The 7,607-nt window shown below is 61.6% G+C and carries 5 protein-coding genes and 1 pseudogene; 3 read left to right on the top strand and 3 right to left on the bottom strand.

Annotation, left to right across the window (positions count from 1 at the left end; all coding sequences use genetic code 11):
* A partial coding sequence (locus tag NKH23_RS31465; protein ID WP_353036348.1) for a LysR substrate-binding domain-containing protein occupies positions 1–658 on the top strand: 658 nt, incomplete at its 5' end.
* Positions 659–734: 76 nt separating this feature from the next.
* Here the strand turns inward: NKH23_RS31465 and argE are convergent.
* A complete protein-coding gene (gene argE, locus NKH23_RS31460) occupies positions 735–1,901 on the bottom strand; it encodes an acetylornithine deacetylase (RefSeq protein WP_353036346.1) in 1,167 nt (388 codons plus the stop codon).
* A gap of 282 nt (positions 1,902–2,183) precedes the next feature.
* On the opposite strand from argE, the gene NKH23_RS31455 reads away from it, so the two are divergent.
* Positions 2,184–4,253, top strand: a complete 2,070-nt coding sequence (locus tag NKH23_RS31455) for an oxidoreductase (protein WP_353036344.1) — start codon at positions 2,184–2,186, stop codon at positions 4,251–4,253.
* Between the two features lie 712 nt (positions 4,254–4,965).
* On the opposite strand, the pseudogene NKH23_RS31450 reads toward NKH23_RS31455, so the two are convergent.
* Positions 4,966–5,062: pseudogene (locus NKH23_RS31450) on the bottom strand (carbohydrate ABC transporter permease); the annotation flags it as partial.
* A gap of 15 nt (positions 5,063–5,077) precedes the next feature.
* Between NKH23_RS31450 and NKH23_RS31445 the strand changes: the two are divergent.
* A complete protein-coding gene (locus NKH23_RS31445) occupies positions 5,078–5,473 on the top strand; it encodes a substrate-binding domain-containing protein (protein ID WP_352979973.1) in 396 nt (131 codons plus the stop codon).
* Here the strand turns inward: NKH23_RS31445 and NKH23_RS31440 are convergent.
* Positions 5,457–7,598 carry a beta-galactosidase gene (locus NKH23_RS31440; RefSeq protein WP_352700488.1) on the bottom strand — a complete coding sequence of 714 codons (2,142 nt, stop codon included), beginning with the start codon at positions 7,596–7,598 and terminating at the stop codon, positions 5,457–5,459. The two genes, NKH23_RS31445 and NKH23_RS31440, sit on opposite strands and share 17 nt — an antisense overlap.
* Between the last annotated feature and the right edge of the window lie 9 nt (positions 7,599–7,607).

Raw genomic sequence — 7,607 nt, 5'->3', positions numbered from 1 at the left:
GGTGCGTGGGCCGCTGGCGGTCGGATGCCTGCTGACCTTCGCGCAGATCGTCATGCCGACCCTGCGCATGAAGTTCGAGCGCGCCTATCCCGAGGTGCGGTTCCGACAATTCGAACGCAACCAGGGGCAGTTGCTCGAAATGTTGCAGCGAGGCGAAATCGACGCAGCACTCACCTACGATCTCGAACTGTCGCAGGACACGACGTTCGAACCGCTGATGCTGGTGCCGGCCTATGTCATGCTGCCGCAAGGGCACCGCTTCGCCGGCAAGGCTTCCATCACGACGGAAGAACTGGCCGACGAGCCGATGGTGCTGCTCGACCTACCCTATAGCCGCGAATATTTCCTTTCGGCCTTTCATTCGCGAGGAATCCGGCCGAACATTGCCGAGCGCACCGGCGACATCGCGGTAATGCGTTCGATGGTTGCGAACGGCTTCGGCTACGGCATAGCCAATATGCGGCCGCTCAACACGCTGGCGCCAGACGGCAAGCCGCTGGTCTTCGTGCCGCTGGAGGGGGATTTGCGGCCTCTGACTATGGGGGTTGCATTGCCCAACGCCGAGCACCGCACCCAGACAGTGCAGGCATTCATCGATCATTGCCGCCGTTTCGTCGTCGAACAGGGCGTGTTCGGCAGCGGGCGGGTCGTGGAATAGAGCAATTCCAGGAAAGGTCTAGAACGGATTTCCCCACAGGAATTGCGTCAAAACGAAGAGATCCCGCGACGACCTATCAGGCCGTCTGAAGCCGGTGACCAGCAAGCCGCCGCAGCAGATTGTCCAGCATGTCGTCGCAGCGGCGCATCTGTTCGACGCTGACGAATTCGTCCGGTCTGTGCCCTTGCGCCATCGAGCCTGGTCCGCACACGATGGTCGGCGTGCCGAGGTCGCGGCTGAACAATCCGCCTTCGGTGCCGAAGGCAACCTTGATGGTATCGTTGGCGCCGGTCAACGATTTGACGAAGGCTACGGCCTGCGAGTTCGCTGGCGTGTCCAGCCCTGGGTAGGTGTTGGTGATATCGATGTCGATGGTCGCCTCAGGCGCGATCGTTGAGGCCTCAGCGGCAATGCGCGCTGCCGCCGCGCGCAACCCATCGAGGATTTGGTCGGGATTGTCGGCCGCGACATTGCGGATCTCGAAGTCGAGCTGGCAGAGGTTCGGCACGATGTTGAGCGCCACGCCGGCATTCATCTTGCCAACGTGGACGGTCGTGTAGGGAATGTCGTAGTCGCCGTCGCGTACGCCATCGCGCGCCAGCCGATCCTGTTCTTGGCGCAGTGCGGAGACGAAGTCGCAGCCCAGATGAATGGCATTGAGTGCCAAGGGGGCCAGCGCCGAATGGCCTTCGCGTCCCCTGCAGATGGCGCGCGCCGCAAGCTTGCCCTTGTGGCCGGTCGCAACCTGCATGCTGGTCGGCTCGCCGACGATGCACAGCAATGGCGGGTGCGGCGCAGTCTGCAGCATGTCGATCAGGCTGCGCACGCCGATGCAGCCGGTCTCCTCGTCGTAGGAGAGTGCCAGGTGCAGCGGCGTGCGCAGCGTCATTCTCGAGGCCTTGAGGCAGGCCGAGAGCGCGCAGGCAACGAAACCCTTCATGTCGGCTGCGCCGCGCCCATAAAGCTTGCCGTCGCGTTTCGTCATCTCGAAAGGCCGCAGCGTCCAGGCCTGCCCGTCGACTGGAACGACGTCGGTGTGACCGGACAGCATGATGCCGGAAGCGCCGGCTGGTCCGATTGTGGCAAAGAGGTTGGCCTTGTGGCCGTCCTCGCTGTGGATGATCTGGCAAGCAATGCCGTGCGTGTCCAGCAGCTTTGCCACATAGCCGATAAGGGCGAGGTTCGAGTCGCGGCTTACCGTCGGGAATGCCATGAGCTTTTCAAGGATCTGGATGCTGTCCATGCGTCCTGCGTCTCGTTGGCCGTGCGCGCTATCTAGCATCGCGCCGCGTCGGTCTTGAAGTTGCATTTGGCTCAGCCGGGATTCAGCGGACGCTAATCCAAGCGGCGTTGACCGATTAGGCGCGTCCTAACCGGCACAGAAGAAATCTGTTGTTTCCCGGCGCTTGCCGCAACTTATGAATGGTCTCTCACGGCATCAACCCGCTGGGCTGGCCGGCTTGCGCTACGGCTCGAACCATGATCGGGCATGTTGCAAGGCTGAGCTGGCAGGAAGGCAAGTTCCATGCGCGATCCACGCTACGACATTCTGTTCGAGCCTGTGAAGATCGGTCCGGTGACCGCCAAGAACCGCTTCTACCAGGTGCCGCACTGCAATGGCGGCGGCTATCGTGATCCATCGGCCGCGGCCGAGATGCGCCGCATCAAGTCGGAAGGCGGCTGGGGCGTCATCTTCACCGAGCAGACCGAGATGCACCACACCTCGGAGATCACGCCCTTCATCGAGCTCAGGCTTTGGGACGACGCCGACATCCCAGCTCTGGCGAAGATGGCCAAGGCCATGCACCAGCATGGCGCGCTGGCCGGCATCCAGCTAGCCTATTCCGGTATCAACGGCTCGAACCTCTACACCAAGGAAGTGCCGCGCGGACCGTCGGCCTTGCCGATCCGCACCTTCACCAACGATCCAGTCCAGGCACGCGCCATGGACAAGCAGGATATACGTGACCTGCGCCGCTGGCATCGCAATGCCTTCAAACGCGCCAAGCTGGCCGGTTTCGACCTGGTCTGTCTCTACGGCGCGCATGGCTTCGGCATCATCCAACACTTCCTGTCCACCGCCACCAACCAGCGCAGTGACGAATATGGCGGCTCGCTGGAAAACCGCTCGCGGCTGATGCGTGAACTGATCGAAGAAGGCCGGGGTGCCATCGGCGACACGTGCGGCCTGACGCTGCGGCTGTCGCTGGACGAGATGATCGGCGAGCTCGGCTTCGCCAATTCCGAAGTGCGCGACATGATCGAGATGCATGCCGACCTGCCCGACCTTTGGGACTTGGCGCATGGCGCCTGGGAGGACTGCTCCGGGCCGTCGCGGTTCAAGGAGGAGGGCGCGCAGGAGAGCCTGGTGTCCGGAATCAGGAAGCTGACCTCGAAGCCGGTGGTCGGCGTCGGGCGCTTCACGTCGCCGGATGTGATGGTGAAGATGATCAAGTCCGGTACGCTGGATTTCATCGGCTGTGCGCGCCCGTCCATCGCCGATCCCTTCCTGCCGAAGAAGGTTGAAGAGGGGCGGATCGAGGACATTCGCGAGTGCATCGGCTGCAACATCTGCATCACGGGCGACATGACCATGTCGATCTCGCGCTGCACGCAGAACCCGACCTTCATGGAGGAGTGGCGCAAGGGCTGGCATCCTGAACGCATGCAGGCCAAGGGCGACAGCGATAGCGTGCTGATCGTCGGCGCCGGCCCCGCCGGATTGGAGGCCGCCCGTGCACTCGGCCTGCGCGGCTATCAGGTGGCGATCGCCGAAGCAGGCACAGAGCTCGGCGGCCGCGTCGCGCGCGAGTGCCGCTTGCCCGGCCTCTCGGCATGGGGCCGCGTGCGCGACTATCGTCAGTATCAGCTTAGCCAGATGTCCAATGTCGACAACTATTTCGAAAGCCGATTGTGGGCCGAGGATATTCTCGCATTCGGCTTTCAAAACATTGCCATCGCCACCGGTTCGACATGGCGCCGCGACGGCGTGGCGCGCGCCCATGTCGTGCCGATGCCGGTGGATCCAGCCATGCCGCTCTATACCCCGGACGACCTGATGGGCGGAAATGTACCGACCGGCACTGTTGTGCTGTTCGACGACGACCACTACTACATGGGTGGCGTTCTGGCAGAGCTTATGGCGCGCCGGGGCGCGAAGGTGACGCTGGTTACGCCGTCCGCCTATGTGTCGGACTGGACCCGCAACACGCTGGAGCAAGGCGCCATCCATCGCCGGCTGGCCGAACTCGGCGTCGAGATCGTGCTGAACCGGACCGTGACGCGCGTCGTGCCGGGAGGCGTCGCCACCGCCTGCACCTACACCTGTGCCGAACGCGACATTGCCGCCGACGCCGTGGTGCTGGTGACGTCGCGCCAACAGGACGACCAGGTCTGGCGCGACCTGAAAGCGCGGCGCGACGAATGGGCCGACAATGGCATTCGCTCGATCAAGGTCATAGGCGATGCCGAGGCGCCGGGTCCGATTGCCTGGGCAACTTACGCCGGCCACCGTTTCGCCCGCGAGCTGGATGAAGCCGATATTGGCGATGCGCTGCCATTCCGGCGGGAAGTGACGGCTTTGGCGGCGGGGTAGGCTGATGGCATGGCTTGATAGGGAATGACGTCGCCACAAGCCGATAGTGTTTCGCGCTAGCGTGTCGAAATCTGATGTCGGCATCAATCGCAAGACAATACGGAACGATACGGGAAACTTTCTAATTTTGGCCCACGAAAAACGCAATAGAATCAACGTCCTCCGGGCCCACCAAAATTATTTAATCTCAATCACTTATGGTCTACTTCGCTTCGAAGTGGGCCAATCTAGATTCGCTATCTCCAACGACTCAGGTGATTGACTCGATCCATGAGCTAGGAAAGGCGAGTTGTGTCTGCTCTTAAGTCCTATTGTCCTCCTTTCAGTCAGGTTTGTGCAGCCATGTATAGTCCAGCTATTTCAAGGCTGGAAAGACCCTTGGGCAACGCGTGCGGCAAAAGGCGGCAACGACGTACGAATGGATGGTTGGCGCGCCAAATCGAGGATGCCGCGGCAGGAAGTAAGCTGGTGTGAAATGCCAGCATCTGTGATCCCATGGTTATTGCAGCTGCGATATCCTGTCTGGAATCGGACTTCTGCCGAACCGGAGATCATGACCCCGAAGGCGACATTCGTAGGCAGAGCCGTGGATGACCGCTTCGCGCCTCATGTCGGCTGTTGAGATCAAATTCGCCGTTTCCTCAAAGCAGCCGTTCGGCTTGGACGACATGATGTCCGGTTTGGCCCAAAGCGGACACGGGTCCATAACTTCCTATCCCTTTACAGCGCCAGCCGTCCGCGACGATCTGCCGGTGGAAGAACAGGTAGACGATCAGCGGCGGGATGGTGATCAGAAGGATGTTCATGAAACAAGCGCTTCGACTATTTCGACAAACGACACGCCCCGAAGCGGTCTTTGTTGGACGGATTTCGTCGCTTTCGAGGTTTTGAGCGTTGCCAGGGAGCTGGGTCTGCATGTGCCAGGCGACGTGGCAATAATGGGTCACGACAATACAGCCTTTTGCGATCTCAGTATCGCCTCCATGACAAGTTTCGATCAGTCGGGGCCGAACTTTGCGCAAACGCCGGCACGGCTTCTCATCGAAAGGATCGAGGGACGTACGAAAAGCGTGTTCGTGACGGTCGCACCGAAAGTCGTGGCACGTGGCAGCACAAGGATGCCTAGAGTGGAGATTGCTGCCCAATCTAAGATCACTGGGACAGAAGATATTGAGCGTTTCACAAAGCCTCGCGACAACATCCCTAGTCGAGTTCGATGATGCTGCAGCCATAGGCAGGGAGCGACAGCTTACCGCCGCGTACTTTGCCATCGCCGAGCAAATCCTTGCCCGCGGGGACATTGCCGATGCTTGACGGCTCGCCCATCGTATTGAGGATGAACAGCAGGCGGCGGTCCTTGCTCTCGCGGATCGTCGCCTCGACGCCGGCCGGCATGTCGGTGATGAGCGGCACGATACCGGCGGGCGCCAGCACTTGATCGGCCAGCACCTCGACCAGAGCATCGCTGAGGTACGTGCCGAGGTAGATCACATTGCCCTTGCCGACTTTGCGCGAAGTCATTGCGGCTCGGCCCTCGGCGAAACGGCTGGCCCAGCTGCCGATAACCTCCGTGCCGGGCGCGACGTTAAGCAGCTCATAAAGATGCGCCGCCGTCACCTGCGCATTCCCGATCTTGAGCTTGTATTGGCGGCTCGCCGACGTCGCCGGCAGCTTCTTGCGCACCGTGTTGGCGCCGAAGCGGCCGCCATGCTCGAACAGGCCGTCCCCGCCGATCGGCGTCAGCAACCCGAACTCCTCGACCGTGATCCCGGCCAGCGCCGAGAGCCTCTTGCCCGGCGAGGTGTCGCGGATGACGTGGTTGTTAACGTCGCGTGATCCGGTGCGGCCGCCCAGGATTACCGTTCCACCCACCTTGGCAAAGGCCTCGATCCGCGCCGTCCACACATCGGTCCATTTCAGCCAATGCGGCACGTAGAGCGCCTTGAGCTTGCTGAGATCATCCTCGGGATGGATGAAGCCGCAGGCGATGTTGTGGCGGTAGCAATAGCGGTGCAGCAGCGTCGCATCGTCCTGCGGGCTCGGCATGCCGATGGGGTAGGAGCGGTGCATCTCCTGATTGTCGAAATCTGATCCGGCGATGCCCAAATCCATGCGCACATGCGTGCCGAGGATCTTGTCCTTGAGCGCCGTGACCTCACCCGCAAACTGCTTGGCCTCGTCATAGCGTCGCCGCGGGATGTCGTCGTGATCGATAATGCCCATCCAATAGATCTCGGCGCCGAAATGCGCCGGCCGCCAGCGGAAGAACATCACGCCATCGGCGCCGCGCGCCACTGACGTATAGGCCATGCGGCGCATCTCGCCGGGTTCGGGCGTCAGCGTCGAGATGTTCGGCTGCGCACCGAAGCCCGATTGCTGTTCGGGCACGATGAAGTTGCCGGTGAAGCCGCGGCAGATGTCGAGATGCAGCGCCTGCACCTCGCCGACGCCGCCGACCCGCTGCATCTCGTCATAGAGATGCGGGTAGATGTCGAAGCCGAGAAAATCGAGATCGGTCGAGAACTCGCCGCGGAAGTCGATGTCGTCGATCCGCCCCAGATTGTGGAAGATGAACCAGTCTGGATTGGTGGCGCGCAGGATCAGCACCTGATCGTGCTGGAACCGCGCCGTGACGAAGGCAAGGAAGCGGTGATAGTCGACCATATGGGTTGGCCCGACCGGGGCAGGGGCGTAGTCGAGGGGCAGCACCACTTGATCGAAATCGTCGTAGGCGGTGGCCCAGAAATGCCCGCCCCACGCATCGTTGAGCGCGGCAATGGTCTTGTACTTGTCCTTGAGGAAGGCCTGGAACTCGGCCAGAGTCACCGGACCGTAGGACAGCGATCCAGAGGTATTGAGCTCATTGTCCGTCTGCCAGCCGATGATGTGCGAATTGCCGCGATAATGCTGGGCCATCGCTTTAGTGATGCGCTTCGAATGCTGGCGGAACACTCCGCTCGCAAGATTGGCGTGCTGGCGCGAGCCATGGCTCATGGCGCGGCCATTGGCATCGACGCGCAACACTTCGGGATAACGCACCGTCAGCCAACGCGGCGGCGTCGCCGTCGGCGTGCACATGATGGTCTTGATGCCAGCCTTGCCCAGCACATCTATGGCGCGGTCGAACAAATCGAAGTCGAACGTCCCCTCATGCGGCTCGATAATATGCCAGGCGAATTCCGCAAGTCGCACCGCGTTGAAGCCCGCGGCTGCCATGCGGTCGGCGTCGCGCTGCCAATAGCTCTCATCGACATGCTCTGGGTAATGCGGGGTACCGACGAGGAAAGTGTCGGTCGCGATCGGCCGCCAGACAGAGAGCGGCGCGGATTTCGAGGCAGTCGTCATAGTCGGAAA

It is taken from the genome of Mesorhizobium sp. M1328, from assembly GCF_040318075.1.
In the GTDB taxonomy this organism is placed as follows: Bacteria; Pseudomonadota; Alphaproteobacteria; order Rhizobiales; family Rhizobiaceae; genus Mesorhizobium.
The sequence above is the reverse complement of the archived record's forward strand: the minus strand, read 5'-3'. Positions and strand labels throughout refer to the sequence as shown.